Origin of the sequence: Alcaligenes sp. (genome assembly GCF_050255915.1) — a bacterium.
Lineage (GTDB): Bacteria > Pseudomonadota > Gammaproteobacteria > Burkholderiales > Burkholderiaceae_B > Alcaligenes > Alcaligenes aquatilis.
Genome location: NZ_JBFWIQ010000001.1, coordinates 235,994 through 260,409 on the forward strand (window position 1 = coordinate 235,994; position 24,416 = coordinate 260,409).

The 24,416-nt window shown below is 56.7% G+C and carries 20 protein-coding genes and 3 tRNA genes; 11 read left to right on the forward strand and 12 right to left on the reverse strand.

All coding sequences use genetic code 11. The features are described from left to right. The first annotated feature begins 4 nt into the window (after positions 1-4). Entirely contained in the window at positions 5-868 is an 864-nt protein-coding gene (gene pstA / locus AB7E06_RS01045; protein WP_094195843.1) for a phosphate ABC transporter permease PstA, read from the forward strand. A 33-nt stretch (positions 869-901) separates the two neighbouring features. Continuing rightward, positions 902-1,681: a phosphate ABC transporter ATP-binding protein PstB gene (gene pstB / locus AB7E06_RS01050; RefSeq protein ID WP_009463840.1), complete on the forward strand. Its 780-nt coding sequence runs from the start codon at positions 902-904 to the stop codon at positions 1,679-1,681. A gap of 355 nt (positions 1,682-2,036) precedes the next feature. Here the strand turns inward: pstB and AB7E06_RS01055 are convergent, their stop codons facing one another. Then, positions 2,037-3,662 carry an acyl-CoA synthetase gene (locus AB7E06_RS01055; RefSeq protein ID WP_094195844.1) on the reverse strand — a complete coding sequence of 542 codons (1,626 nt, stop codon included), beginning with the start codon at positions 3,660-3,662 and terminating at the stop codon, positions 2,037-2,039. 270 nt (positions 3,663-3,932) lie between these two features. Further along, positions 3,933-4,334 carry a hypothetical protein gene (locus AB7E06_RS01060; protein WP_094195845.1) on the reverse strand — a complete coding sequence of 134 codons (402 nt, stop codon included), beginning with the start codon at positions 4,332-4,334 and terminating at the stop codon, positions 3,933-3,935. A 223-nt stretch (positions 4,335-4,557) separates the two neighbouring features. On the opposite strand from AB7E06_RS01060, the gene AB7E06_RS01065 reads away from it, so the two are divergent. The 3 genes from AB7E06_RS01065 to AB7E06_RS01075 are packed head-to-tail and all read left to right on the forward strand — an operon-like array spanning position 4,558 to position 7,131. Beyond that, positions 4,558-5,106 carry a PepSY domain-containing protein gene (locus AB7E06_RS01065; protein WP_108727988.1) on the forward strand — a complete coding sequence of 183 codons (549 nt, stop codon included), beginning with the start codon at positions 4,558-4,560 and terminating at the stop codon, positions 5,104-5,106. Position 5,107: 1 nt separating this feature from the next. Continuing rightward, on the forward strand, positions 5,108-5,773 hold the full coding sequence (locus AB7E06_RS01070) for a response regulator transcription factor (protein WP_094195847.1): 666 nt from the start codon (positions 5,108-5,110) through the stop codon (positions 5,771-5,773). Continuing rightward, positions 5,770-7,131 carry a sensor histidine kinase gene (locus tag AB7E06_RS01075; RefSeq protein WP_427954752.1) on the forward strand — a complete coding sequence of 454 codons (1,362 nt, stop codon included), beginning with the start codon at positions 5,770-5,772 and terminating at the stop codon, positions 7,129-7,131. Before AB7E06_RS01070 ends, AB7E06_RS01075 begins: the two co-directional genes overlap by 4 nt. 209 nt (positions 7,132-7,340) lie before the next feature. On the opposite strand, the gene AB7E06_RS01080 is transcribed toward AB7E06_RS01075, so the two are convergent. Next, complete coding sequence (locus AB7E06_RS01080; protein WP_094195849.1) at positions 7,341-7,742, reverse strand: DoxX family protein; 402 nt, start codon at positions 7,740-7,742, stop codon at positions 7,341-7,343. 82 nt (positions 7,743-7,824) lie between these two features. On the opposite strand from AB7E06_RS01080, the gene AB7E06_RS01085 reads away from it, so the two are divergent. Further along, complete coding sequence (locus tag AB7E06_RS01085; protein ID WP_094195850.1) at positions 7,825-8,550, forward strand: transporter substrate-binding domain-containing protein; 726 nt, start codon at positions 7,825-7,827, stop codon at positions 8,548-8,550. Here the strand turns inward: AB7E06_RS01085 and AB7E06_RS01090 are convergent. Next, positions 8,534-9,439: a LysR family transcriptional regulator gene (locus tag AB7E06_RS01090; protein ID WP_094195851.1), complete on the reverse strand. Its 906-nt coding sequence runs from the start codon at positions 9,437-9,439 to the stop codon at positions 8,534-8,536. The two genes, AB7E06_RS01085 and AB7E06_RS01090, sit on opposite strands and share 17 nt — an antisense overlap. A 98-nt stretch (positions 9,440-9,537) precedes the next feature. Here AB7E06_RS01090 and AB7E06_RS01095 point away from each other — a divergent pair, with 98 nt between their 5' ends. Continuing rightward, positions 9,538-9,975 (forward strand): PACE efflux transporter, encoded by a 438-nt coding sequence (locus tag AB7E06_RS01095; RefSeq protein ID WP_264672535.1) that lies wholly within the window; start codon positions 9,538-9,540, stop codon positions 9,973-9,975. A gap of 88 nt (positions 9,976-10,063) precedes the next feature. On the opposite strand, the gene AB7E06_RS01100 is transcribed toward AB7E06_RS01095, so the two are convergent. The 4 genes from AB7E06_RS01100 to AB7E06_RS01115 form a co-directional block, all read right to left on the reverse strand. Further along, positions 10,064-10,140: transfer RNA gene (locus tag AB7E06_RS01100), tRNA-Pro, on the reverse strand. Between the two features lie 211 nt (positions 10,141-10,351). After that, positions 10,352-10,428, reverse strand: a tRNA-Pro gene (locus AB7E06_RS01105). Between the two features lie 59 nt (positions 10,429-10,487). After that, positions 10,488-12,377 carry an LTA synthase family protein gene (locus AB7E06_RS01110; RefSeq protein WP_321278214.1) on the reverse strand — a complete coding sequence of 630 codons (1,890 nt, stop codon included), beginning with the start codon at positions 12,375-12,377 and terminating at the stop codon, positions 10,488-10,490. Positions 12,378-12,618: 241 nt separating this feature from the next. Then, positions 12,619-16,176 carry an indolepyruvate ferredoxin oxidoreductase family protein gene (locus AB7E06_RS01115; RefSeq protein ID WP_427954756.1) on the reverse strand — a complete coding sequence of 1,186 codons (3,558 nt, stop codon included), beginning with the start codon at positions 16,174-16,176 and terminating at the stop codon, positions 12,619-12,621. 127 nt (positions 16,177-16,303) lie between these two features. On the opposite strand from AB7E06_RS01115, the gene AB7E06_RS01120 reads away from it, so the two are divergent. Then, positions 16,304-17,257, forward strand: coding sequence for a LysR family transcriptional regulator (locus tag AB7E06_RS01120; RefSeq protein WP_376913301.1), 954 nt, complete (start codon positions 16,304-16,306; stop codon positions 17,255-17,257). Positions 17,258-17,262: 5 nt separating this feature from the next. On the opposite strand, the gene AB7E06_RS01125 is transcribed toward AB7E06_RS01120, so the two are convergent. Beyond that, positions 17,263-18,564 (reverse strand): phospholipase A, encoded by a 1,302-nt coding sequence (locus AB7E06_RS01125; protein WP_094198275.1) that lies wholly within the window; start codon positions 18,562-18,564, stop codon positions 17,263-17,265. A gap of 267 nt (positions 18,565-18,831) precedes the next feature. On the opposite strand from AB7E06_RS01125, the gene AB7E06_RS01130 reads away from it, so the two are divergent. The 3 genes from AB7E06_RS01130 to AB7E06_RS01140 all read left to right on the forward strand — a co-directional run bounded on the left by AB7E06_RS01130 (position 18,832) and on the right by AB7E06_RS01140 (position 21,146). Continuing rightward, positions 18,832-18,908: transfer RNA gene (locus AB7E06_RS01130), tRNA-Arg, on the forward strand. A 214-nt stretch (positions 18,909-19,122) separates the two neighbouring features. After that, positions 19,123-19,431, forward strand: a complete 309-nt coding sequence (locus AB7E06_RS01135) for a DUF485 domain-containing protein (protein WP_108727980.1) — start codon at positions 19,123-19,125, stop codon at positions 19,429-19,431. After that, on the forward strand, positions 19,428-21,146 hold the full coding sequence (locus AB7E06_RS01140; RefSeq protein ID WP_427954759.1) for a cation acetate symporter: 1,719 nt from the start codon (positions 19,428-19,430) through the stop codon (positions 21,144-21,146). Before AB7E06_RS01135 ends, AB7E06_RS01140 begins: the two co-directional genes overlap by 4 nt. A 142-nt stretch (positions 21,147-21,288) precedes the next feature. On the opposite strand, the gene paaX is transcribed toward AB7E06_RS01140, so the two are convergent. The 3 genes from paaX to AB7E06_RS01155 form a co-directional block, all read right to left on the reverse strand. After that, positions 21,289-22,248, reverse strand: a complete 960-nt coding sequence (gene paaX / locus AB7E06_RS01145; protein WP_094198276.1) for a phenylacetic acid degradation operon negative regulatory protein PaaX — start codon at positions 22,246-22,248, stop codon at positions 21,289-21,291. Between the two features lie 159 nt (positions 22,249-22,407). Then, positions 22,408-23,877, reverse strand: a complete 1,470-nt coding sequence (locus tag AB7E06_RS01150; RefSeq protein ID WP_094195858.1) for a phospholipase D-like domain-containing protein — start codon at positions 23,875-23,877, stop codon at positions 22,408-22,410. A 4-nt stretch (positions 23,878-23,881) separates the two neighbouring features. Beyond that, complete coding sequence (locus AB7E06_RS01155) at positions 23,882-24,112, reverse strand: hypothetical protein (RefSeq protein ID WP_094195859.1); 231 nt, start codon at positions 24,110-24,112, stop codon at positions 23,882-23,884. Positions 24,113-24,416 lie beyond the last annotated feature (304 nt).

Below are 24,416 nucleotides of genomic sequence, written 5' to 3' on the forward strand. Positions count from 1 at the left end.
TACCATGTTTGATAAAAAATCCGCAATTAGTCTGAGCAACCCGATCTACAAACGCAGGCAGGTGTTCAACCGCCTGATGCTGGGGGTGTCTTTTGCTGCTTTGATCTTTGGCCTGTTCTGGCTGTTCTGGATCATCTGGACCTTGATTGAAAAGGGCAGTAGTGCCATGGCCTGGTCCTTGCTGTTTGAAAGCACACCGCCTCCAGGTGGCCAGGGTGGTTTGTTGAACGCCATCGTTGGCAGTGTCATGATGGCGGGCGTTGGTACCCTGATTGGTACGCCTATCGGCATTCTGGCCGGGACCTATCTGGCCGAGTACGGTCAGCGCGGCTGGCTGGCACCAGCAACCCGCTTTCTGAATGACGTGCTGCTGTCGGCCCCGTCCATCATTATTGGTCTGTTTATCTACGCCGTGTATGTGGCCCAGGTGGGACACTATTCGGGTTGGGCCGGTGCGCTGGCTCTGGCCATTTTGGTGATCCCGGTGGTCGTGCGTTCTACCGACAATATGCTGATGTTGGTCCCCAATGGCCTGCGTGAAGCAGCGGCCGCATTGGGCTGCCCCAAGTGGAAGATTGTGATGTCCATCTCCTACCGTGCAGCCTTGCCCGGTATCGTGACGGGTGTTCTGCTGGCCGTGGCTCGTATTGCTGGTGAAACGGCTCCCTTGTTGTTCACCGCCTTGAACAACCAGTTCATGTCCCTGAACATGAACGCGCCGCTGGCCAACTTGCCTGTGGTGATTTTCCAATATGCTGCCAGCCCCTTTGAGGACTGGAACCGCCTGGCCTGGGCAGGTGCGGTGCTGATTACCTTGCTGGTCTTGGGTATCAATATCCTGGCTCGCAGCCTTTTCCGCCAAAAATAACGTTTTCACGGAGCGCCCTAGTCGGCCAACGCTATGAGTCAAATTATTACCTCCGACGAATCGACCAAGATTGAAATCCGTAACCTGAATTTCTTCTATGGCAAATTCCATGCCCTGCGCAATGTGAACATGTCTATCAAGGAAAAGAAGGTTACGGCCTTTATCGGACCTTCCGGTTGCGGTAAATCCACCTTGCTGCGCACGCTGAACCGCATGTACGAGCTGTACCCCGGCCAACGTGCTGAGGGTGAAATCCTGCTGGACAATGAAAACCTGCTGACGTCCAAGCAGGACATTTCCTTGATCCGCGCCAAAGTGGGTATGGTGTTTCAGAAACCGACACCGTTTCCCATGAGTATTTACGACAACGTGGCCTTTGGCGTGCGTTTGTTCGAGCGCCTGAGTAAAGGTGAAATGGACGAGCGTGTGGAATGGGCCCTGTCCAAAGCCGCGCTGTGGAATGAAGTGAAAGACAAGCTGCACCAAAGCGGTAACGGCTTGTCCGGTGGTCAGCAACAGCGTCTGTGTATTGCCCGTGGTGTGGCGATCAAACCTGAAGTTCTGCTGCTGGACGAGCCTTGCTCGGCGCTGGATCCGATTTCCACCGCCAAGATCGAAGAGCTGATTGCTGAGCTGAAAGCGGACTACACCGTGGTGATCGTGACCCACAACATGCAGCAAGCAGCACGTTGCTCGGATTACACCGCCTATATGTATCTGGGCGAGCTGATGGAGTTTGGTGAAACTGACCAGATTTTCGTGAAACCGGCTCGCAAAGAAACCGAAGACTACATTACCGGTCGTTTCGGTTAATCAGACGGATGCAGGCAAAGCTGTCTTATGGGGCTTTGTCTGGAGTCTGGTAGCCAGCTAGACCCTGGTACGGAATTACCGTCTCCGTATGACAACACCCTAATCCTTGGACAGAAATCTAAGGATTAGGGTGTTTTGTTGTCCGGGATAGTCAAAAACAAGATTGCTCCAATCCGTACGGGTTTACTCATGTGCCGCGTGATGGGGGGCTGCACGGACAAGCAGTGCTTGAACCTTGCTCTGTACTTGGTCGATGGGAGTATGGCGCTCACTGAAGCACCATACACTCCTACGTTCAGCATCTGGGCTGATTGCCGCGCTGATCCCACCTCTTCGTTGGGCGATAGCTGAATCGCTACTGACTTAACTTGCGCAAAGCATGACGTATGACTTTGCCCGTGGTGGTCATGGGCAGGGCATCCACAAACTCAATCTGCCGTGGGTATTCATGTGCCGCGACCCGGCGCTTGATGTGCTCCTGAATCTCTTTGACCAGCGCTTGGGAGGGTTCGACCCCTTCTTTGAGCACAATAAAGGCTTTCACCACTTCAGTGCGTTCCGGATCGGGCACCCCTATGACTGCTGCCATCGCCACAGAGGAATGCCCCATCAGGCCATCTTCAATCGGGCCGGGGCCAATCCGGTAGCCGGAGCTGGTGATCACATCATCATCCCGGCCTACGAACTGGATATAGCCGTCCTCGTCCTGCATGCCTTTATCGCCGGTCAGCAGCCAGTCTCCCACAAACTTTTCGCGGGTGGCGTCCGGTTTTTGCCAATAGCCCAGAAACATGACCGGATCGGGAGCTTGAACAGCAATATGGCCTTCAACACCGGTTCTCTGAATCTGCCCCTGATCATCCACAATGGCCACTTTGTGGCCGGGTACGGCCTTGCCGATTTTGCCGGCCTGACCGGGAAACCAGGCCGAGCAAGAGGACACGATCATATTGCACTCGGTTTGTCCGTAGAACTCGTTGATGGTGATGCCCAGTTCCTGTTTTGCCCAATCCAGTAGCTGCGCACCCAAAGATTCCCCGCCACTGGCAATGGATTGCAGCTTCAGGGGCCATTGCTCGCGTGACCATTGGCTGCGACGCAGCATTTTCAGCGCGGTGGGGGGCAGGAAGGTATGCGTGACGCCGTGTTCAGACATCAGCTTCCAGGTGGCTTGGGCATCGAATTTGGGAAAGCGGTAGGCCAGTACGGGAATGCCGTGATGCCAGGCGGGTAGCAGTACATCCAGCAGGCCGCCAATCCAGGCCCAATCGGCAGGGGTCCACATCAGGCCTTCGCCGGTGGGCAGAAAGTTGTGCGACATCTCCACGCCCGGCAGGTGCCCCAGCAGCACACGGTGGGCATGCAGCGCGCCTTTGGCCGAGCCGGTGGTGCCAGAGGTATAGATCAGCACGGCGGGGTCGTCTGCTCGGGTGTTCAGGGTGCGTGGTGCCGGTTCCGGGTGGGCGGCAATGGCTTGCCACAGGGACAGCGCCTGTTCCTGATCCTGCTGGCTGTCACTTTGATAAAGATATTTGAGTTGCGGCAGATGCTCACGCAGTGGCAGCAGCGTCCCCAGTCCTTGTTGATCGGTAATCAAGGTGCTGGCGCCGGAGTCATTCAGGCGATAGCGCAGCGCATCCGTGCCGAACAGGGTGAACAAGGGCATGGCAATAGCGCCAATCTTGTAGGTTGCCAAATGGGCTAGAGCGGTTTCCAGCCCCTGCGCCAAAAAAATGGCGATACGGTCACCTGCCTGTATTCCTTGGGCTTGCCAGGCGGCAGCCAGCGAGTCGGACCAGGCTTTGAGTTGATCGAAGGTGTAGCGTTTGACCTGGCCATCAGGCCCTTGCTGGATCAGGGCAAGACGTCCAGATCCGTCAGCCCACTTGTCGCAAACATCGTGAGCGATGTTGTAGTGTTCGGGGATGGACCAGTGAAATTCCGAGTAGCTTTGCGAGTAAACAGAATCAGCAGACAGCATAAGAGACACGTTTCCCAAAGGTGAAATAGACTTTCATCCTAACCCCTTATGCGGGATGTCCCTATCCGGGCTAGCCAGTAGAAAAAGAAAAACGGCGCCAGGGGATGCGCCGTTTTTCGTCCTGCTTGCTTGCCACTGCCTTGATGGGAGCGGCAAGGTCCAGCTATCGACTTTGACTGCTAAAACAACAAGGGCTTGTCACTTCAAACGATTGATTGCGAACAGCAACGGCTTAGGGGAAAGTGATATGGATGGGCCGGGATACAAAACTTATTTGGCTTCCCTGCTGGTACCGTCACGGTGTCCGTCGCGGTGGCCGCGACGATGTTGACCGTCGGTTTTACGTTCGACGACTGTAAAGGCACCGTTTTCGCCTTCGGAGCGGACACGAACGACCTTGCCGTCCTTATCCACCACCATGGCCATGATGCGGTCGCCGCGCTGATGCAGGCTGCCGACCTTGCTGTAGCCTGCCTCTTTCAGACGCTGGTAGGCTGGGCCAATATCGGTGACGTCGTTCGCGGTCAGCGGTTTATGGTCACGGGCCTGACGGGTCTGTTTTTGGGTAGTCTGTGTTTGGGCTGTGCTTGTGGCGTCCTGTGCAATGGCAGCAGTGCCACCCAACAGGCTTGCGCTCACTACCAAGGCAGAAAAGAGGGAAGTGCGTTTCATGTATAGCTCCTTCATGTAATCAAAAAGTGGTGCTGTCAGATTCCTGGGTAGCTTCCTTTTGAGATGGGAAGGTTGATTTGTCCTGTCAGCCTGGTGCCCATTATGGATAGGTGGCTCTGAATCTAAACTGAAGCCGCTGTTCATGTTATGTTCATCCGCAGCTTGCTATATAAGGGGGCGTGGTCGTTTGATCCCTCTTTTTTGTTTGCACCTACCGATTCTCATGACGTCCATTAAACAATCCGCATTGCTGATGAGTTTGGCCGCCGTTCTGACGGCGGTGATGCCATTGGCATTTGCCCATTCCCATGATTCTCCTGACTGCGGCAGCAAAAAGCAGCGGGGCGATTCGTCGTGGGACAGGGATCAGCGTTCGGATTGGTCGGGACATGATTACGTCGGGGATGATGACTGTTTTCGTCGCCTACCCCCGCTACCACCTCCGCCCGAACCTCCCCCGCCTAACGAGCGTTTCGGCCCCAGTCCGTACTGGCCTCCAGGGCCGGCCTACCGTGGCCACGATCAGGCCCGTGAGGCCGTGCGCCGTGGGGAAGCCTTGCCGCTGCGGGAGGTGTTGAAACGGGTGAGGGAAACGTATCCCGGTCGAGTGCTGCGTGTGCAGTTTGAATATGACGAACGCGTTGATCTGTGGGTGTATGAGTTACGCATGCTGGTTGACGACAACCGCCTCCTGCGCCTGAAAGTGGATGCTTTGACCGGCAAGGTGCTGCGTGTGCGTGGTGTGAAACGTTCGCACTCCCGAGGACATTGATATGCGGATACTGGTTGTTGAAGACGAACCTACCTTGGCAGCGCAATTGCAACAGGCGCTGGAGCGGGCGGGCTATGCCGTTCAAGTCGCTCATGATGGCGAGCAGGGGCATTACCAGGGCGAGGTTGAAGCCTTTGACGCAGTCGTGCTGGATCTGGGCTTGCCAGGCATGGACGGGGTATCGGTATTGCGTCGCTGGCGCGCTTCGGACATTAATATGCCGGTGCTGATTCTGACGGCCCGCAATGACTGGCACGACAAGGTTGAAGGCATGGATGCCGGTGCTGACGACTACGTGGCCAAGCCCTTTCACATGGAAGAGTTGCTGGCCCGTATGCGGGCCCTGCTGCGCCGTGCGGCGGGGCAGGCGAACCCGCGTTTGCAGCTGGGTAAATTGGAGCTGGATGCGCGCTCGTCCTCGATCAGTTGTGCGGGCATGGTTCTGTCTCTGACCAGTCATGAATACCGCTTGTTGGCATTTATGATGCATCACCCCGGTCAGGTTTTGTCACGTACCCAGTTGACTGAACATATTTACTCGCAAGACTTCGAGCGTGACTCCAATACCATCGAGGTGTTTATCGGTCGTTTGCGCAAAAAGCTGCCCCCCGGCTACATCGAAACGGTGCGAGGCATGGGCTACCGTCTGGTGGACCCCGAAGCATGATTGCCTGGCGGGGTCACTCCATTTTGGGTTCCTTGCGTGGCCGCTTGCTGCTGGGGACCTTGGCCTGGATTCTGATCAGTATTGTTCTGGCCGGCTTGGGCTTGAATCGCCTGTTTCAAGACCATGTTTATCGTCAGTTCGAGCAGCGTTTGCAAACTCATCTGGACCAGATCATGGCGGATGTGAATCTGGACAATGCGGATGGCGTTACCCTGCAATCGCGTCTGAGTGATCCTTTATTTGAACAACCGTATTCCGGCATGTACTGGCAGATTGCCCGCCAGGAGGTGGGCAGCGATCAGTGGAGCGTCGTTTTGCGGTCAACTTCTTTGTGGGACGAAGCCCTGGATGTGAATGCGCCTGATACGCCCAGTGGCGTTCTGTCACTGACCGGCCCGGAAAAGCAGCGACTGGTGGTGCTGCGTCAGGAGCTGGACGAGGTTAACGACAAGGGCCAAAGCTTGCAGATCATGGTGGCGGGCAAGCGGGAGCTGTTGGCCGAGCCCTTGGCCCGTTTTGAGCGGATTCTGTTCCTGTCTCTGGGCGGTTTGGCCGTGGGTCTGATTCTGGCGGCGATCTTGCAAGTGGTGCTGGCCTTGTATCCTTTGCATCTGTTGCGACGCCGTTTGCTGGACGTGCAAGAAGGCCGTGAGCCGCAAGTTGGTGGTAGTTTTCCCAGCGAAATTCAGCCCTTGGTGGATGATTTCAATGCGGTGCTTAGTGCCAATGCGGGCATGGTGGATCGTGCGCGGGCGCAGGCTGGAAATCTGGCCCATGCCGTCAAAACCCCGCTAACGATTATGGGTAATGCAGCCCAGGCAGAAGATCCGCATTTGGCGGCTGTGGTTAGCGAGCAGGTGGCCTTGGCCCAGCGTCAGGTTGATCACCACTTGTCTCGTGCACGGGCCATGGCGGTAAGAGCCATTGGCGTGCGTACCGATGTGTCTGCCTGTTTGCAGTCCCTGTGCCGGGTGATGGGACGTTTGCACAAGGATAAGCAGATTCATCTGGATGTGTCCGAGCAGGAATTGGTCTTTAAAGGCGAAGAGCAGGATTTGCAGGAGATGGCCGGTAATCTCTTGGACAACGCCTGCAAATGGGCCACACAAAATGTGTGGTGTCAGGTGTGGCAGCAGGACAATGTGCTGCATCTGGTGGTGGAAGATGATGGCCCTGGCCTGGACCCGGAGCAGCTTGAGCGTGTGTTTGGCCGAGGTCAGCGTGCGGATGAGCGGCACCCTGGCTTTGGTTTGGGATTGGACATTGTGCGTGAGCTTGCGCGCAGCTATCAGGGCAAGGTGCAGGCCAGTGTGTCGGGAAAAGGTGGTTTGCGCCTGGATTTGACCTTGGCGAGTTAAGGTAGGAAATTTGGGTGCCAACACCAACACCAACACCAACACCAACACTAACACTAACACCAACACCAGTGTCGTTGAGGGTAGAGGCGTCTGGGGCTGGCAGATTGAGTGGCTGGTGCTAACAGGGTCAGGTGGTGGTAATGGCTTGATCATCCATGAAAAACGCCCGGCGAGGCGGGCGTTCTTTTAGCACAGGGTTGGGGCCAGCCTTAGTTCCAGGGGCCGCCATCACCACCCAGGCTGTAGCGTCCGGCACCAATCAAACCTACGGTCAGCGCGCCAATCAGGAACATCCCTTGCAACTCCAAAGCCCAAATGCCTTGGGCATTGAAACTGCTGATCTGGTTGCTGTGGGCCAGCAACAAGGCAATGACCATGTTCATGGCTACAATCAAACCGCCAGCACGGGCGTAAAAGCCCAGAATCATCAGGACCGGAGCAATTACTTCGCCTATGTAGACACCCCAGGCCAGAAAGCCGGGCATATTGTTGGCGATCAGCATTCGTTCAATGCCGCCGATGCCATAACGTATCTTGGCGATGCCGTGCAGCAGAATCAACACACCGACCGTGACACGCAGCAAGAGTTTTCCAAGATCATCACGAGACATATAGGCGCTCCATTATGTAGTGGGACAGGAAGGTGCGTTATTGTAGAAGACCGGGTTCTTAAAAGTATGACGGAGCATTTACATGACACAAAAGCAGGCTGTCGCAGCAGAACTGGCCCCCAGCGGGGTGTTGCGTGTTGCCATGAATTACGGCAACCCCGTCCTGGCCCAACGCGGTGCCAATGAACAGTCGCCCAAAGGGGTGTCGGCCGATCTGGCTCACAGTGTGGCGCAAGAGCTGGGCTTGAGCGTGCAATTTCGCGGCTACGATGCGGCTCAGGCCGTGGTGGAGGCAGTGTATCGGGATGAGTGGGATTTGGCTTTTTTGGCGATTGATCCCAAGCGTGCGGAGAAGATCCGCTTCAGTGAAGCCTATGTACACATTGAAGGCACGTATCTGGTGCGCGAAGAGTCTGCCTTTCAGACCGTGGATCAACTGGATCGGCCAGGCCTGTGCATTGCGGTTGGTAAGGGCGCGGCCTACGACCTGTTTTTGAGCCGTCATTTGAAACATGCCGATCTGGTGCGGGCAACCACCTCTGCTGATGCCATCGACCTGTTTGTAGAAGAGGAGCTGGATGCTGCTGCCGGTGTGCGTCAGCCTCTGGAGCGTTATGCGAGTTCCCGCAGCGGTTTGCGTGTGCTGCCCGACAGTTTTACCGTGATTCGTCAGGCCATGGCGGTACCTTCGGAACGTACCTTGGCTCATGCCTGGGTCGAGGCTTTTATTGCCCGGCAGAAGAAAGAGGGGATGGTGGCCCAGTTCCTGGCCGATAGTGGCCAGGCCAATGTCACGGTGCCGGAGTAGGGAGGACGCGGCTATTTAGCTCGTCTTGCAGGGCCTGTCTGAACAGGGCCTGCGCTTTGCCCACATTCTGCCCCTTGGATTGCAGTAGATAAATGGGCAAGTCCAGCCCGTTGCTGCCGGTAGAGAACTGGATACGGTGCAAACGGCCAGACTCCAGTGAGGGCCGCAAGCACGACAAGGGCAGATTTGCCCAGCCTAAACCCCGCTCCACCAGTTCCAGCGTCAGGGACAAATTGTCCGTTTTCCACTGACGCAGACTGAGCATGGAGCGGTCTTTGTTGAGATCATTGTCGGGGCTGGTAATGACAATCTGCCGGTAGGCTTTCAAGTCCTCCAGGGGGCGGGGGCCACCTCGCACCAAGGGATGGTCAGGCGCGGCGACGGCGCTAATGGTTTCGGTCCACAAGGACTGGATGATCCCCACGCTTTCCAGTTCCAGTCCGCCGTAGGCAATGCACAGATCCAGCTCACGTTTTTTCAGGGCCTCGACCAGTGTGTCTTGCGGCGCGGTTCGCAGCTCTATGTCCAGGCCGGGATAGCGTTGCTCCAGAGCCTGCAAGGCAATCAAAGCCGGTTTGGGATCAACGTCGCAGACGATACCCAGCCGCAAATGACTTTCCAGCCCCCCCGACAATTCCTGCAAATGCAGCCGCAACCCCTGCAAGCGGCTGGCGATCAGTTTGGCCTCGGGCAGCATGGCCAGCAGTTCGGCAGTCGGTACGGGTTCACGGCGGCTGCGATCAAATAGCGTCAGGTCCAGCTCGGCCTCCAGATTGGCCACGGCCATGCTGACGGCCGATTGCGTCCGTCGCAAGGCCCGTGCTGCAGAGGAAAAAGAGCCGTGTTCGACCACGGCCAACAATAGCTCCAGATGATCGCTGGTAAGCATGATTCAACCTATAAGTAAAACTGATGGAATCTGACTTTTTCTAAAAGAATTACTGCGGATAATCATGCTTTTCAGCATTTTTATCAAGGATATTTATCGTGCAGGGGTGGAAAAGAAGAGTTGTCTATGTGGGGATGTTCGAGCTGTTGGGCATGATGGTAGCGGCAACCGTATTGGGGCACTTGAGCGGGGCGGGGGCGATGCAAAGTGGTGTGTTGTCTTTCATGATCAGCACGTGTGCGGTGTCGGTGAACCTGTTCTATAACATGCTGTTTGAGGCCTGGGAGCGTCGCCGTCAGATCCAGAGGCGCACCTTCTGGCACCGGGTGCTGCATGTGGCCGGTTTTCAGATCGTGCTGGTGTCTTTGCTGGTCCCGCTGATTGCGTGGTGGCTGGATATCAGTTTGTGGAAGGCTTTTTTGATGGAGGCGGTATTGCTGGCCTTCTTTCCCATCTTCGCCTTTATTTATAACTGGGCATTTGATGCGATTTTTGGTTTGCCCAATTCGGTGGGGGTAAGCCCAAGCCAAAGTTAAACGCCGTGGCGTTGCTGGCGTGCATGGTTCAATGAGTCAGCAAAACAAAAAGGCCTTGCAGATTGCTCTGCAAGGCCTTTGAATTTTTTGGTCGGGGCGATAGGATTCGAACCTACGACCCTCTGGTCCCAAACCAGATGCGCTACCAGGCTGCGCTACGCCCCGACTAAGCAAAAAATTATATCCTGTCCTTGTTAACTTGGCAAGCGTATGCCTCATTAAAAAGGGGGCTTGAACGCATTGATGCATCAGGGCTAAGGGCCAATTTTTCACTGCCCAAGGCAAAACACACCATGCAAATAGACTAACGTTCAAGGGGTGGGCAAAGAAAAAGGCTTAGTTCACTGTGAAATGAACTAAGCCTTTAATTCTTTAATGGTCGGGGCGGCGGGATTCGAACTCGCGACCCTCTGGTCCCAAACCAGATGCGCTACCAGGCTGCGCTACGCCCCGACTAAAGACAAACATAATAGAGCGAATTAAGGGCTTCGTCAAGCCCTGTGCTCTCGGTTTCAGCGTTTTTGCAGGTGGGGCAGGGTGTAAGCCTGTTCGTGGTATGCCCAGCTAGGCCAGAGCACGTGGGCCAGTGCCTCCTTGGCCAACACGTCGTCTATCTGCTCCAGCGGCTCGTACTTGTCCGGTGCGGTATAGCGATATTGGCAAGGCGACTGGTGGGGCATCAGCACGGTCAGGATATCGCCCTTTAGATATCCGTAGTTCTCGAAATATTGCATCATGGCTCGGTCGCTGTCTTGCTGGGTCAGGTCGCGCCCGATCATGGGGTGCTCGCTTTCAATCCCCATCAGGGATAGCAGGGTGGGAGCCAGATCGATCTGGCTGATAATGCGTTCGTCCTGGCGGCTGGGCACACCCCCGCCCAGAATCAGGGCGGGAATATGGAAGTGGCGTAAAGGCACCAGATTGGCCCCACCCACGCGCGAGTCGTGGTCGGCCACAATCAAAAATACCGTGTTGTCCCAATAGTCGGATTGGCGGGCTTTTTTGAAGAAGTCCCCAATGGCCCAGTCCGCGTAACGCACGGTGTTCTCTACGGTGGCAGGGTCGCCTTCGACCTGGATACGACCAGCCGGGTACTCCCAGGGCGAGTGATTGCTGACGGAGAAGGCCAGTGTCAGGGTAGGCTGCTCCTTGTCCTGGCTAAGTAAATGGTGCAGCTTGTTGAACATATCCTCGTCGCTGGCGCCCCAGGTGCCGACGAACTCGGGGGACTCAAAGCTGGATTGTTCATACAGCTCATCAAAGCCATTGCCCAGGAAAAAGCTCTTCATATTGTCAAAGTGGGCTTCGCCGCCATAGATAAAGCGCGAACGGTAACCTTGCTCTTTGAGTAATTGGGCCAGAGTAAAAAAGCGGGTTTGCGAGCCGGGCAGTCGCAGCACCGCATCGGCCACGGTGGGAGGAAAGCCGGCGGAAACCGCTTCCAGACCACGCACCGAGCGGGTGCCGGTGGCATAAGCACGGCGAAAGTTCCAGCCTGTTTGGGCCAGCTTGTCCAGCTCGGGGGTCAGATTGGCGCCGCCCAGATTGCTGACATATTGGGCGCCCAGGCTCTCCTCCACGATCAGGACCAGATTGGGTTTGCGCTCGCGTTGTTGTGCGGGCGTTTGACGGTGCAGGGTGGGTAATGTGTCAGGGCCGGCAGGCAAAGTGGCCGCATCGCGCACGATCTGGTTCATTTCGGCGGTATCCATGCCACCGTAAATGTCCTGGGCAGAACGCTCGTTTTTCATGCTGTAGATAGCGTAGGCTACGTTGTACAGCGAATTGAGTGGCAGTGTGTTGAGCATGCTGTCGCTGCTCCAGGCCACCGAGGAAGGGTTGATGGGGCGGTGGGCCAAGGTGCCCCGTATCGCCAGTGCGCACAGGGCGGCTCCCACCAGCATCCAGATGGGACGCAGCCACCAGCTCATTACCGGATCGGGGGAGACCTGCCCAAAGATAGCCCAGCCTGAATACACAATCAGGCCCAGTCCGATCAGGGCGATGCCGATCATCAGTCGGTAGCCTTTCCAGAGCATGCCCACCACTTCTTGCGGGTGCTTCAGATAGTCAACATACAGCCGGTTTGGACGAGTGTCGTATTCAATAATGAACTGGGGCGTGGAGACTTCCAGCAAGGTCAGCAAAAACCAGGCGAAGGTAAACCAGATGGCGGCTACTGTCGTCATCACCGGGTAGTGTCCCACCCAGGGGGCCAGCAAGACAACGGGGGCGCTCAAGGCGGCAATTATCAGCGCGTCGATACGCAGGCCGCCAATCAGAATGGGCAGCAGACCTCCGGCCTGACGCACACGGGGCCATTGCCACAAGGCAAAAGCCAGCCTGAACGCGGTCAGCAAAATCAGGGCTGAAGGAATAAAAACGTAAACAAGATGGCGCATAAGAAAGTGGTCCTGGGTCGACCTGATTGCCACGGATGGTGGCACTGGCATCGAATTGCACGATTGTATGTCAGTTTGCGGAGCAAACTGTGTCGCTAAGCGACGGTGGTTGTCGCAGAGAACCGGGTTGTGACAGGTGCAGGGTTTAAAGACGAAAAAAAAGCAGGCCGCTTGGAAAGACAGCCTGCTGTTAAGAAGGAGCTAGGGGAAGCCAGCCCGGTGTTCAGGGCCGGCGGTCGGTTCAGGCAACGCGTTGGCTGGGTTCGGTACGGGAGCGGAACTGGCTGCGTTGTTGTTCACGCTGGGCGTAGGCTTTGACATGGCCCGCATCCTTGACATGGCCGTAGCCACGGATCAGATCCGGGTAGTTCAGCCAACGCAGGGCTACTTCCATATTGTCCGCATCCAGGTGGGCGCTGACTTCATTCAGGTCGGCCAGATAGTCTTCAATATTCTGCCGTTCCTGACGGCGCTCCTGGGTGTAGCCAAAGATATCCAGAGCACCACCACGTAAACCGCGCAGACCGGCCAGAATCTTGAACAAGTGGCGGGTCGAAGGACCAAACTTGCTCTTGGTGGGCTGGCCCTGGCTGTTCTTGCGACCGAGCAGGGGCGGAGCCAGGTGGTATTCAATCTGGTAGTCCTTGCCGGGCTCACCCGCAAACTGGGCGCGCAGCTTGTCCAGGAAGGCCGGGTCGGTATACAGACGGGCGACTTCGTACTCGTCTTTGTAGCTCATCAGCTTGGCCAGTTGCGTAGCAGCGATGCGAGTCAGGGGTAGCGTCTTGTCCTGATCCAGACGCGATTCGCGTTCCATGATCTTGTTGATGGCATCGCGATAGCGTTTGGCCCAGGCTGGGTTCTGATAGGCTGTCAGGTGCTCTTCCATACGCTTAATCAGGGACTGCACGCTTTCCGGGAAAGAGACTGCGCGGGCCTTGGGTGTGGCCCCTTCCATCAAGGTTTCGATACCTTTTTCAGCAGCCAGACGGCCCCATTGGAAAGCTTCGCGGTTGGCTTTGACGGCTACTCCGTTCAGCTCAATGGCGCGCAGCAGGCTGTCCATGTGCAGGGGAATCCAGCCGCGCTGGAAAGCGTAACCCAGCAAGATGGGGTTGGCGTACAGAGCGTCGCCCATGACATGGACCGCCAGCGCATTGGCATCCAGATAGCGGATTTCCTTGCCGACGGCATTTTCAATATCCGTGCAGGCTGTTCGCAGCGGGAATTTCCAGTGTGCGTTACCGATCAGGTCCGAGGTCGGGCTGGCAGCGGTATTGATAATGGTGTGCGTGCGGTCGCGGCTGACACGGCTCAGTACGTCCGTGGAAGCGCTGACCAGGGCGTCGCTGCCAATCAGCAGGGAAGCCTCTCCGGTTGGGACACGAGTGGCATGCAGCAGATCGGGCTGGCGTGCAATTTGCACATGGCTCAGCACGGCACCGCCTTTCTGAGCCAGGCCGGCCATATCCAGGACGCTGACGCCTTTTTGTTCGATATGAGCGGCCATGCCCAGCAAGCCGCCCACTGTTACCACGCCGGTGCCACCAATACCGGCGATCAAAATACCGTAGGTCTTGTCCAGGTCCGGTAGTTTGGGCAGCGGTAGATCGGCCAGATGGAAGGATTCCAGCGAACGGCCTTTCGCTTCTGGCTTGCGTACTTGAGCCCCTTTCAGGGTGACAAAGCTGGGGCAGAAGCCGTTAACACAGGAGAAGTCCTTGTTACAGGAGGACTGGTTGATGCGGCGCTTGGAGCCCATAGGGGTATCCAGCGGCTCGACGGACAGGCAGTTGGACTTGACCGAGCAGTCTCCGCAGCCTTCACAGACCGTGTCATTGATAAAGGCGCGCAGGGCCGGATCCGGGTAAGTCCCTTTCTTGCGACGGCGACGTTTTTCTGTGGCGCAGGTCTGGTCATAGACCAGGATAGTGGTGCCGGGCACTTCACGTAGCTCGCGCTGTACGCGGTCCAGCTCGTCGCGGTGGTAGACAGGCGGATTGCCCGCCAGGGTCATGCCCTTGAATTTCTCGGGCTCGTCGGTAACCACCACAATCTTGCGGGCACCCTCGGCGTGAACCTGGGCAATGACGTCGGTGACTTTCAAGATCCCGTCTACGGGCTGGCCGCCTGTCATGGCGACGGCATCGTTATACAGAATCTTGTAGGTGATATTGGAGTTGGCGGCGATCGAAGCGCGAATTGCCAAAATCCCCGAGTGGAAGTACGTGCCATCGCCCAGATTGGCAAAGACGTGTTTCTCGTCGGTAAAGGGTTGCTGACCAATCCAGGCCACGCCTTCGCCACCCATATGGCTGAAGGTGGAGGTGCTGCGATCCATCCAGACGGTCATGTAGTGACAGCCAATCCCCGCCATGGCGCGGGAACCCTCGGGCACGCGAGTCGAGGTATTGTGCGGACAGCCCGAACAGAACCAGGGTTTGCGCTCCACGCTGACGCGTGGCATCCGAGCTTCACGATCCTTGGCGTCCAGAATGGCCAGACGAGCCTGGATGCGGGCCAGCAGTTCCTCGGAAATGTCCATGGTGCACAGGCGGCGGGCAATGGCGCGCGCAATAATTGCAGGGGACAGTTCACCTTGGGGCGGCAGCAACCAGGGAGAGCGTTGCAACGACCATTCGCCACCCCCGTGTTCGGTCTCGTCAAACTTGCCGTAGACCTTGGGACGTACATCATCGCGCCAGTTGTACAGTTCTTCTTTAAGGGCGTATTCCAGAATCTGGCGTTTTTCCTCCACCACCAGGATTTCGGTCAGTCCGGTGGCGAACTGGCGGGCGTCCTGCCCGTCCAGAGGCCAGATACAGCCCACTTTGAAGAGTCGGATGCCCAGCTCGGCACAGAGTTCGTCGGACAGGCCCAGGTCAGCCAGCGCCTGACGGGTGTCCAGATAGGCCTTACCGGCCGTCATGATGCCAAAGCGCGCCTCGGGCGAATCAATCTCGATGCGGTTCAGTTTGTTGGCGCGCACATAAGCCAAAGCGGCGTACCACTTGTGGTTCATCATGCGAGCTTCTTGTGCCAGTGGCGGGTCTGGCCAGCGGATGTTCAGGCCATCGGCGGGCATGTCCTCGATCTCGGGCAGGACGATGTTCAGGCTGTCCGGGTCCAGGTCTACCGAGGCATTGGACTCCACGACTTCGGTGACGCACTTCAAGGCCACCCACAGGCCGGAGAAACGGCTCATGGCCCAGCCGTGTTGGCCGAAGTCCAGGTATTCCTGCACGTTGGCCGGATACAGCACGGGGATACCGGCGGCGGCGAAAACGTGATCGGACTGGTGGGCAACGGTGGAGGATTTGGCGCCGTGGTCATCGCCCGCCAGCACCAGCACACCACCGTGGCGGGAGCTGCCGGCCGAGTTGGCGTGCTTGAACACGTCCATGGAGCGATCCACGCCCGGTCCTTTGCCGTACCACATAGCAAACGTGCCGTCGAAACGGGCACTGGGATACAGATTGGTTTGTTGGCTACCCCAGACGGCGGTAGCGGCCAGATCTTCGTTCAGACCGGGTTTGAACACGATGTCGTGCTCTTTCAGGTGTTTGCTGGCTTGCCACAGAGCCTGGTCTACGCTCCCTAGTGGGGAACCCCGGTAGCCAGAGATAAAGCCGGCCGTATTCAGACCTGCGCGCCGGTCCCGCTCTTTTTGCAACATGGGCAAGCGCACCAGAGCCTGGGTGCCGCTCATATAGGCGCGGCCCTTGGTGACCGTGTATTTGTCATCCAGGGACACCGATTCCAACATGGCCTTGTAAGGTTTGTTGAGTGGGGCATTCATGAGTTTGTCTCCTGCAAGAAGGATTGTTTTCGTGCAAGTTGTTGTCGTTTGTTCTTTAGTCTAGGGCAGCTTTTTGTTATCGTAAAATCAAATTTACGTGTACCTGATATCTGAAAAACGGATGGCTATGAAACACGAAGTGACCTTGAGACAGTTCCGTTATTTCATTGCGGCGGCGGTCAGCGGACAGTTCTCTGCGGCGGCCCAGGCGGAGAATGTCTCGCAGTCGGCTATCAGCAATGCGGTGCAAAGTCTGGAGCGTCAACTGAATGTGGCCTTGTTTGAACGCCTGCCCCACGGCGTGGAGCTAACGCCACAGGGGCAGGCGTTTTTTCACCATGCGCATCACGTGATTGACGCGGTCAGTGACGCACTGAATCACGCTGATTTGCGCCGACAAAATATCGAAGGGCAAATTCGGGTGGCGGCTGGCTATACGGTTCTGGGCTATTTCTTGCCCGACCTGATCAGCCGTTTCAAGCACAGTTATCCCAATATCGACATCGAACTGGTGGATATGGAGCGCCCCGACATGGAGGCGGCCTTGCAAAGTGAGCGCATCGACCTGGGTGTTGCTCTTTTGTCGAATATTACCGATTTGGCCATGTTTGGGCACCACCGCCTGAGCAGTTCCCGCCGGCGCTTATGGGTGTCAGATCAACACGCACTGGCCAGCGAGTCCAGTGTGTCTTTGGAGCAGATCAATCATTATCCCTACATCTTCTTGACGGTGGACGACGCGGATACGGCGGCCATGCGGCATTGGGGCAGGCCCGGTTTTCCGGAGCGTGTGGCCATGCGGACGCGGTCCCTGGAGGCGGTACGTGGTCTGGTGGCTTACGGCTTTGGCGTGACGATTCTATCCGATATGGTTTATCGGCCCTGGTCTTTGGAAGGCAAGCGCATTCACGCGATCGGCATTACCGATACGGTGGAGTCTGTCGAGGTGGGCTTGTTGTGGCCCAAAGAACGTGAGCCGCAAGGTCTGGTGGCCTTGTTCCAGCGTTTTCTGATCCAGGCCTGTGATCATGATATGGCCCGCGCCGGCATGGGAAGCCGGCGCGGTGGGGGCTTGCTGTAGCGGGCTTATGGCACCAGGGCCAGACCGATACGGAATTGCGAAGAACGATCGCGGTAACCCAGCATGGTTTCCGCGTAGCCCGAGAAGTACTGGCCGTAGAGGTAGCCATTCATGTTCAAGGGGGTGCGTTTGAGCGGCCAGGCAATCGAGAACTCGTGCGTGTTGCGGCTGCCAGCGCCCTTGTTATACATGCCAGAGAGCACCAGACCGTTGTCCTGAGCGTAGCGGATCTTCCAGTCGTAACGGCCTCGGTAGTGAGCCCAGTCTGCATTCTCGCCCATGAACACATAGTGCTTGATACGTGGGGCAAACGTCAGTGTGGCTCCGTGATCAAAGCGATAGTTGAACTCGGGCTGGATAAAGACCTCGTTCATGGAGCGGGAGTCCTCACCGGCCTTGCCGTTGGAGGCGTGCTCATAGCCAGTAGCCAGACCCATGAACAGACGTTTTTGCTCGGATTCCCAGATGGAGTCCTTGCGCCAGAAAAAGCTGGGACGGTACGTGGTGTCGACAAAGGGCTTGGAGTCGGCGTGCAGATCCCACAGCGCAGTTTGCGTATAGCCAATGTAGAAGTGATCGTAGAACTTCGGATGGCTGGGATCTTGTGGCGAGTGCAAACGGTACTTGAAGCTTAACTGGAAGCGAGCGTTTGTCCCGCCTTTACTGCCACCAATAAAGTAGGTTGGGTCGTGTGCCGAGATGGCGTTACTGAAGTTCTCAAAGCTGGAGGTTGCCGGGCGCAAGCCCTCTCCGCTATTGACGGCTGGACCTTCTGGCTGAGCGCCAGCGGCCACTGCCTGAGCATAGGGCAGCTCGGGATCGATGACGCCAGGATCACGGCCTGCGCCGGCATTCACAACCGGTGCGGTGGCAGGCAAAGAGGTAATCGGGCTTTGGCCTTGCGGGTTGGTATCCAGTGCCAACATCACACGCTCGCCTTCAATATTGACGGCTTGCAGGCCGGTCAACCCGTTGGGGACCACGGCTCGCCAGCTATAGGCGGTGAAATTGTTGGTGGGGATAGACGCACGTGGCCGGGAAGTAACCAGTTCGGCCAGACTGCGGATGACGTTACCGTTGGTGTCGCGCCACTGCAAAACCAGGTTTTGCGGGGCAGTCCAGCTCATCAAGCTGCCTGTGTCGTTATAGACGATGGCATCAATGTTGACGCTTTCGCCCGAACTGGCCTGTACTTGGCGCAATTGATAGCTAATACCGGCCTGTGCGGTGCTCAGGACTGCGCTCAAGATAAGAAGGGGGGCCGATAGTATTAAAGAGTGCTTACTTAGTTTCTTCTTGGTCGGCATGGAGACAAAATCCAGGAAAACAAGTTGATTCGTACAAGACTGTACCATTTGCGATTCAAAATGCTCTCTATAATTATTTTTCTTACAGTATTGACACTCTGACTCGCTTGCAGCTTATCGAAAACGACTTTTCAGGCTAGAATATTCGATTGTCCTTTTCAAGTTCGTTTTGTTACGAAAAAACCTTGAAACGGGTCCCGGCGCTTGCCGGACCTTTGCATCAGGACCTTGCATTGTCGGCAGTTTTGACGATGCCATCATCACCTGGCGGGTGTAGCTCAGTTGGATAGAGCACAGGCCTTCTAAGCCTGGGGCCGGGGGTTCGAACCCCTCCACCCGCGCCAACCTTACCCCCCTTTTTGCGTGCGATTTTTGTGCTCCTAGGCATAACCCTGAGGCGGCACAATTAGTAAGTATGGTGTAAGTGTCGAGCTCTAATGTTCACCGCATAGACGTCGGCAGGCGTCTTCATAACGCCGTTTTCAGCCTGTGAGGGCTGGGCCGGTTCAATAAGATACGCCAGCGAACAAGGCGTTCAGAACAATGCGGAGACAAACTATGCAAGACCCCCTTGTAGGTCGGATAACGGCCAATCCTCGCTATCAGAATCTGGTCAAGACCCGGTTGCGGTTGGGTTGGACACTCACCATCATCATGCTGGTGGCCTATTACAGTTACATCGGCATTATTGCTTTCGACAAGGAGTTGTTTGCAATGCGCTTGGGTGAAGGCGTCATGACCCTGGGTATTCCTATTGGTTTTGGCGTCATTGTTTTGGCGGTTGTGATTACAGGTATTTATGTCTGGCGTGCCAATACCAAGTTCGACCAGATGGCCAAGGAAGTCCTTGAGGAGGTGCGTAAATGAAACGTTCCTACCTTCGTTTCGGGCTGGTTCTGGGTTTGATGCTGACCAGCCCCGTCTTGTTGGCGGCAGGTGGCGATCTGGGCGAGCTGCAAAAGCAGCCAACCAACTGGACTGCTATTGGCATGTTCGCGGCCTTTGTGTTGGCGACCTTGTGGATTACCAAATGGGCGGCTGCCCGCACCAAGTCGGTCTCTGACTTCTACACGGCAGGTGGCGGTATTACAGGCTTTCAAAACGGCCTGGCCATTGCCGGTGACTATATGTCTGCGGCTTCCTTTTTGGGTATTTCCGCTGCGGTGATGATCAATGGCTACGACGGCCTGATCTACTCCATCGGCTTTTTGGTCGGCTGGCCGATCATTACGTTCCTGTTGGCAGAAAAGCTGCGTAATCTGGGTAAGTTCACTTTTGCTGACGTGGCTGCGTATCGCTTTCGCCAAGGTCCTATCCGCGCCTTTGCGGCTTCGGGCACGCTGGTGGTCGTTCTGTTTTACCTGATCGCACAGATGGTAGGTGCGGGCCAGTTGATCAAGCTGCTGTTTGGTCTGGAATACTGGGTGGCCGTGGTGCTGGTGGGTGTGTTGATGATGGTCTATGTGCTGTTCGGTGGCATGACCGCAACCACCTGGGTGCAGATCATCAAGGCTGGGCTATTGCTGTTCGGTGCCTCTTTCATGGCCATCATGGTACTGGCGCAATATGGTTTTTCGCCGGAAAAACTGTTTGCGGCGGCAGTACAGGTCAAGACCGATGCTGCTATCACTGCCGGTAAAGATGCGGTTCAGGCCTCCACAATTGGTCAGGCCATCATGGGACCGGGTAACTTCATCAAGGATCCGATCAGCGCCATTTCCTTCGGTATGGCCTTGATGTTCGGTACCGCTGGTTTGCCACACATCCTGATGCGCTTTTTCACGGTGCCTGATGCAAAAGAAGCACGTAAATCCGTGTTTTGGGCAACCACCTGGATTGGCTATTTCTACATCCTGACCTTCATCATTGGCTTTGGCGCTATCGTGCTGGTGTCCACCAACCCTCGCTTCCTTGAAGATGGCGGAGTGTTGATTGGTGGTACCAATATGGCCGCTGTGCACTTGGCTGATGCCGTGGGTGGCGACGTGTTCCTGGGCTTTATGTCGGCGGTTGCTTTTGCCACGATTTTGGCTGTGGTGGCCGGCTTGACTCTCTCCGGTACGTCGGCTGTGTCGCATGACCTGTACTCCACGCTGATCAAAAAAGGCGAGGCCACGAACGAGGAAGTCATGCGTGTATCGCGTACGACTACCTTGGTCCTGGGGGTGATTGCCGTGTTGCTGGGTATTCTTTTCGAGAAACAGAATATTGCCTTCATGGTGTCACTGGCCTTCGCGATTGCGGCCTCGGCTAACTTCCCGGTTCTGTTCCTGTCCATTATGTGGAAGGGTTGCACGACGCGTGGCGCGACAATTGGCGGCTTCTTGGGTCTGATCGTGGCGTTGCTGCTGACCTTGCTCTCGCCATCGGTGTGGGAAGCCACGTTGGGTAATCCGGCTGGCACGGCTCCATTCCCGTATGCGTCGGCGGCGCTGTTCTCCATGCCGTTGGCGTTCCTGGCGATCTGGTTCTTCTCGATCACTGATCGTAGTGCTCGCGCCGAGATTGATCGTGCCGGTTTTGAGGCTCAGTCTGTGCGTTCCGAGACGGGTGTGGGTGCTGCAGCGGCGTCTGCACACTAATCTGCTCTGACAGGCCGGGCCTGAGTGCCCGAGCCTGATCCTGAAAACGTATAAAAACCCCGGTGTGATTCAGATCACACCGGGGTTTTTTATGTGTCCCTGCGTCAGTCCCTGCGTCAGTCCGCAAGCTCAGGCGTCGGGCTTAGGCTTGGCTCTCGGATGGAACCGGCAGACCGTCAAAGCGTTCATAAAAGTAGGCTGCTGCTTCAGGTGCCTGCTCGTCTTCGGCCCGCAAGGTGGACAGAATATAGCGCTCGGCCTTGGCGCACACCAGGCGATACACGTCCCGACACAGCTCATAGGCCTGTTTGCCGGCCCAGCCCGCTGGCAATAGCTCAATGGGCAGTTGGGGGTCATGCAACTGAATACGGCGAAACTCGTGAATCAACAGGGTGCGAATCACAAAGGCCAGCTCGTCGTTGTAATCCTGTCCTGCCTCCAGCATGGCCAGAGCAGGCGCAAAACGCCGGATGAACTGCCCGTAGCCGCTGGCTACCTGGGCCAGATCCCAACTGTCCTGAATCAGTTGAGACAGGGGACGGGTTTGGGGAAGTTGGGAGGGCTCCAGCTTAGCGACATAAACCAGTGACTGAGCCTGGGTAGCCTGCAGGATGTAATCCAGAATGGTGTGATCCGGGTTCGGGTGCAGGAAAGCGGTGGGTGACAGGGCGCAAAACCCTTCCCACAGCAGTTCCTTGCGCAGGTCGGCGCGTTGTTTGGAATTCATCATCAGGGTGGGCATGCTGAAGATCAGTGTCCATTGACCATCCCAGGCTAGGTAAGTGGGGGTGTAGATGCGTTGATAGGCATGCTCGAAGCGTTGGCTGGCTTCGGGACGCAAAGTGTATTGACTGCGTCGGCCCTCGCGTTGTGCGCTTAGCCAACCTTCTTCGGCCAGCCGGTATACGCTGGTGCGCACCAGCCGGTCGCTGATCCCGAAGGGGGCCAGCAACTGAATCAGGCTTCCCAGCCAGAGTTTGCCGCCATGAGGGCGAATCACGTCCCCAAACAAGGTCATGACCAGGGACTTGGCACGGGGTGGGCGGTGTTCAAGGTGGTGGGCGGCCCATTGGGCCAGGTCGGAATAAGAAAGCTCGGACATTGTTTTTTTAAAGGCGCTCATGGCTGTATGGGAACGGCACGCCTGTCTGTGTTGACCGTTTAAGCGCTTGATTATACGGGGTGGGTGCGCAAGCGGATTGAAAGATTGTGCAAGCCAAGGGCTTTCCTTAGGCTTGCTGTCGTGTCATCGACGCACACCCTATAGATAGGGGCTGGCCAGCCAGATCAGGCGGTTACGCAAGCGTTTACCAAAACCAATCGAACTTAAGGACTCCAGGCTGACGGCTTCGGCCTCTTCAATCTCCAGATCAATCAGGTTCTGGATTTGGCGGGCCGTATCGCGGCTGTAAATTTCCACGTCCAGCTCGAAGTTCAAACGCAAGCTGCGCGGGTCCAGATTGGATGAACCAATATAGGACCAGGCGCCGTCAATGGTCATGAGCTTGGAGTGGTTGAAGGGGCCGCGCGCGCGCCAGACCCGGCAGCCGGCGCGTAGAACCTGATCCAGTTGGGCTGTCATGGCGTAATTGACCAGACGCAGATTGTTTTGTCCGGGGATGACGATATCGACCTGAACGCCACGGCGGGCGGCGGTATTCAAGGCCCCTAGCAGGATCTGGTCGGGCAGAAAGTAGGGCGATTGAATACGGATATGGCGCTGGGCAATGGCAAACGCACCTTGCAGCATATGGTGGGTGCTGGCCATGAAGCGGTCAGGTCCAGAGGCAATGCAACGGGCGGGCACATGGGGCCGAGGCGCGGGCGTGGAGCTGGCATGCCAATAGGCGGGGGACAGGTCCTCGCGCGTGGTGAACTGCCAGTCGTGCCGGAAAGAGGCCAGCAACTGCATGACAGCCGGGCCCTCCAGGCGAAAGTGTGTGTCCTGGGACGGTTTGCCCTCGCTGTACTGCGCCATAAAGGACTCACGCAAATTCATGCCGCCGGTAAAGCCTACTGTGCCATCCACAATCAGTAGCTTGCGGTGACTGCGAAGATTGGCGTAGGGCATGCGTAAAAAACCCAGCGGGTTGGTCATGAACAGAGCGCACCGTATGCCTTCGCGGCGCAGCAATCGCACAATCGGCGTGCGCGAGTATTTCGCTCCAATGGCATCGACCAGCACACGAATCTGCACGCCACGTTGATGGGCTCGTGACAGAGCACTGACGAACTCGCGCCCCAGGCGGTCGCTATCGAAGATATAGCTTTGCAAGGCAATGGTGCTGTGAGCCTGCTCAATGGCCTGCAGCATGGCGGGATAGGTCTGATCGCCACCGACCAGGACGCGTACATTATTGCCGTTGCGTAATTGGCTGCGGCTGACACGATCGCCCAGAATCTGCAAAGAGCGAAACGGTGCGCCAACCAGAGCGCCAATGTCCGAGACGGGGGGATGCAGGTAAGTGACCTGCTCATAGAATACGTCCGCACTTTGTTCCAGGCGGCTTTGTCTGCGTACGCGGTTGATTCCCGCAATTAAATACAGAAATGGCCCCAGCAGCGGAGACATGATGATGACGCCCACCCAACTGATGGCTGCGCGCACATCGTTCTTGGTCATGGCGGCGTGAATGGCTGCCGATGCGCCCAGTATCACGCTGAGCGCCAGAGCCAGATGCGGCCAGTAATCGTGCAGCAGGGAGCGCAGATGGATCAGATGCTCTTGCATGGGGTCAATTGCTACGGTCGGGTAGGTCAGGACGTTGGTAAAGACTGTGCATCCAGGAAGGGTTCGGCTCACCTCGGGCAGCAAATTGCTGTAGACGCGAGGGGGAACGCCAGACGCCACCTCCTATGCCGGGCGACGGTTGGACGCCATACCAAAACCATTGGCCGTCTTCATCTTGTGCCAGCCAATCCCAATGGGCGGGTGCCTGATCCCAGCAGGGGAAACCGAGTGTCATCAGCAAACTTCCAGGAAATGGGACAGATTAGAGTATAAGAAAGTGTGGTTTTGTGCCAGTTTCTATTACAGACGACGCGGGCCGAAACGCCAGGCGTTTGATGGAGGGCGACACGGTTGACGAGCGGACTTGCTAATTTGAAGGGCGGGGCGGCGGGTGCAAGTCAAGGCAGGCAAGGGTTTCACATTCAAACACAGTTTATTGTCCTGCCCGAACGTGTGTGGGGGTGTGCGAAGGCGCCAAACTTGCTACGATGAACAAACGCAAAAAAGCCCGCTACGTGGCGGGCTTTCAAGTATGTTTT

Coding starts and splice junctions, on each gene's coding strand:
- AB7E06_RS01125 (WP_094198275.1), bottom strand. CDS start 18,564: ATGCCGACCAAGAAGAAACTAAGTAAGCACTCTTTAATACTATCGGCC.
- AB7E06_RS01085 (WP_094195850.1), top strand. CDS start 7,825: ATGACACAAAAGCAGGCTGTCGCAGCAGAACTGGCCCCCAGCGGGGTG.
- pstB (WP_009463840.1), top strand. CDS start 902: ATGAGTCAAATTATTACCTCCGACGAATCGACCAAGATTGAAATCCGT.
- AB7E06_RS01155 (WP_094195859.1), bottom strand. CDS start 24,112: ATGACACTCGGTTTCCCCTGCTGGGATCAGGCACCCGCCCATTGGGAT.
- AB7E06_RS01065 (WP_108727988.1), top strand. CDS start 4,558: ATGACGTCCATTAAACAATCCGCATTGCTGATGAGTTTGGCCGCCGTT.
- AB7E06_RS01150 (WP_094195858.1), bottom strand. CDS start 23,877: ATGCAAGAGCATCTGATCCATCTGCGCTCCCTGCTGCACGATTACTGG.
- AB7E06_RS01070 (WP_094195847.1), top strand. CDS start 5,108: ATGCGGATACTGGTTGTTGAAGACGAACCTACCTTGGCAGCGCAATTG.
- AB7E06_RS01140 (WP_427954759.1), top strand. CDS start 19,428: ATGAAACGTTCCTACCTTCGTTTCGGGCTGGTTCTGGGTTTGATGCTG.
- AB7E06_RS01110 (WP_321278214.1), bottom strand. CDS start 12,377: ATGCGCCATCTTGTTTACGTTTTTATTCCTTCAGCCCTGATTTTGCTG.
- AB7E06_RS01120 (WP_376913301.1), top strand. CDS start 16,304: ATGAAACACGAAGTGACCTTGAGACAGTTCCGTTATTTCATTGCGGCG.
- AB7E06_RS01090 (WP_094195851.1), bottom strand. CDS start 9,439: ATGCTTACCAGCGATCATCTGGAGCTATTGTTGGCCGTGGTCGAACAC.
- pstA (WP_094195843.1), top strand. CDS start 5: ATGTTTGATAAAAAATCCGCAATTAGTCTGAGCAACCCGATCTACAAA.
- AB7E06_RS01060 (WP_094195845.1), bottom strand. CDS start 4,334: ATGAAACGCACTTCCCTCTTTTCTGCCTTGGTAGTGAGCGCAAGCCTG.
- AB7E06_RS01055 (WP_094195844.1), bottom strand. CDS start 3,662: ATGCTGTCTGCTGATTCTGTTTACTCGCAAAGCTACTCGGAATTTCAC.
- AB7E06_RS01135 (WP_108727980.1), top strand. CDS start 19,123: ATGCAAGACCCCCTTGTAGGTCGGATAACGGCCAATCCTCGCTATCAG.
- paaX (WP_094198276.1), bottom strand. CDS start 22,248: ATGTCCGAGCTTTCTTATTCCGACCTGGCCCAATGGGCCGCCCACCAC.
- AB7E06_RS01080 (WP_094195849.1), bottom strand. CDS start 7,742: ATGTCTCGTGATGATCTTGGAAAACTCTTGCTGCGTGTCACGGTCGGT.
- AB7E06_RS01115 (WP_427954756.1), bottom strand. CDS start 16,176: ATGAATGCCCCACTCAACAAACCTTACAAGGCCATGTTGGAATCGGTG.
- AB7E06_RS01075 (WP_427954752.1), top strand. CDS start 5,770: ATGATTGCCTGGCGGGGTCACTCCATTTTGGGTTCCTTGCGTGGCCGC.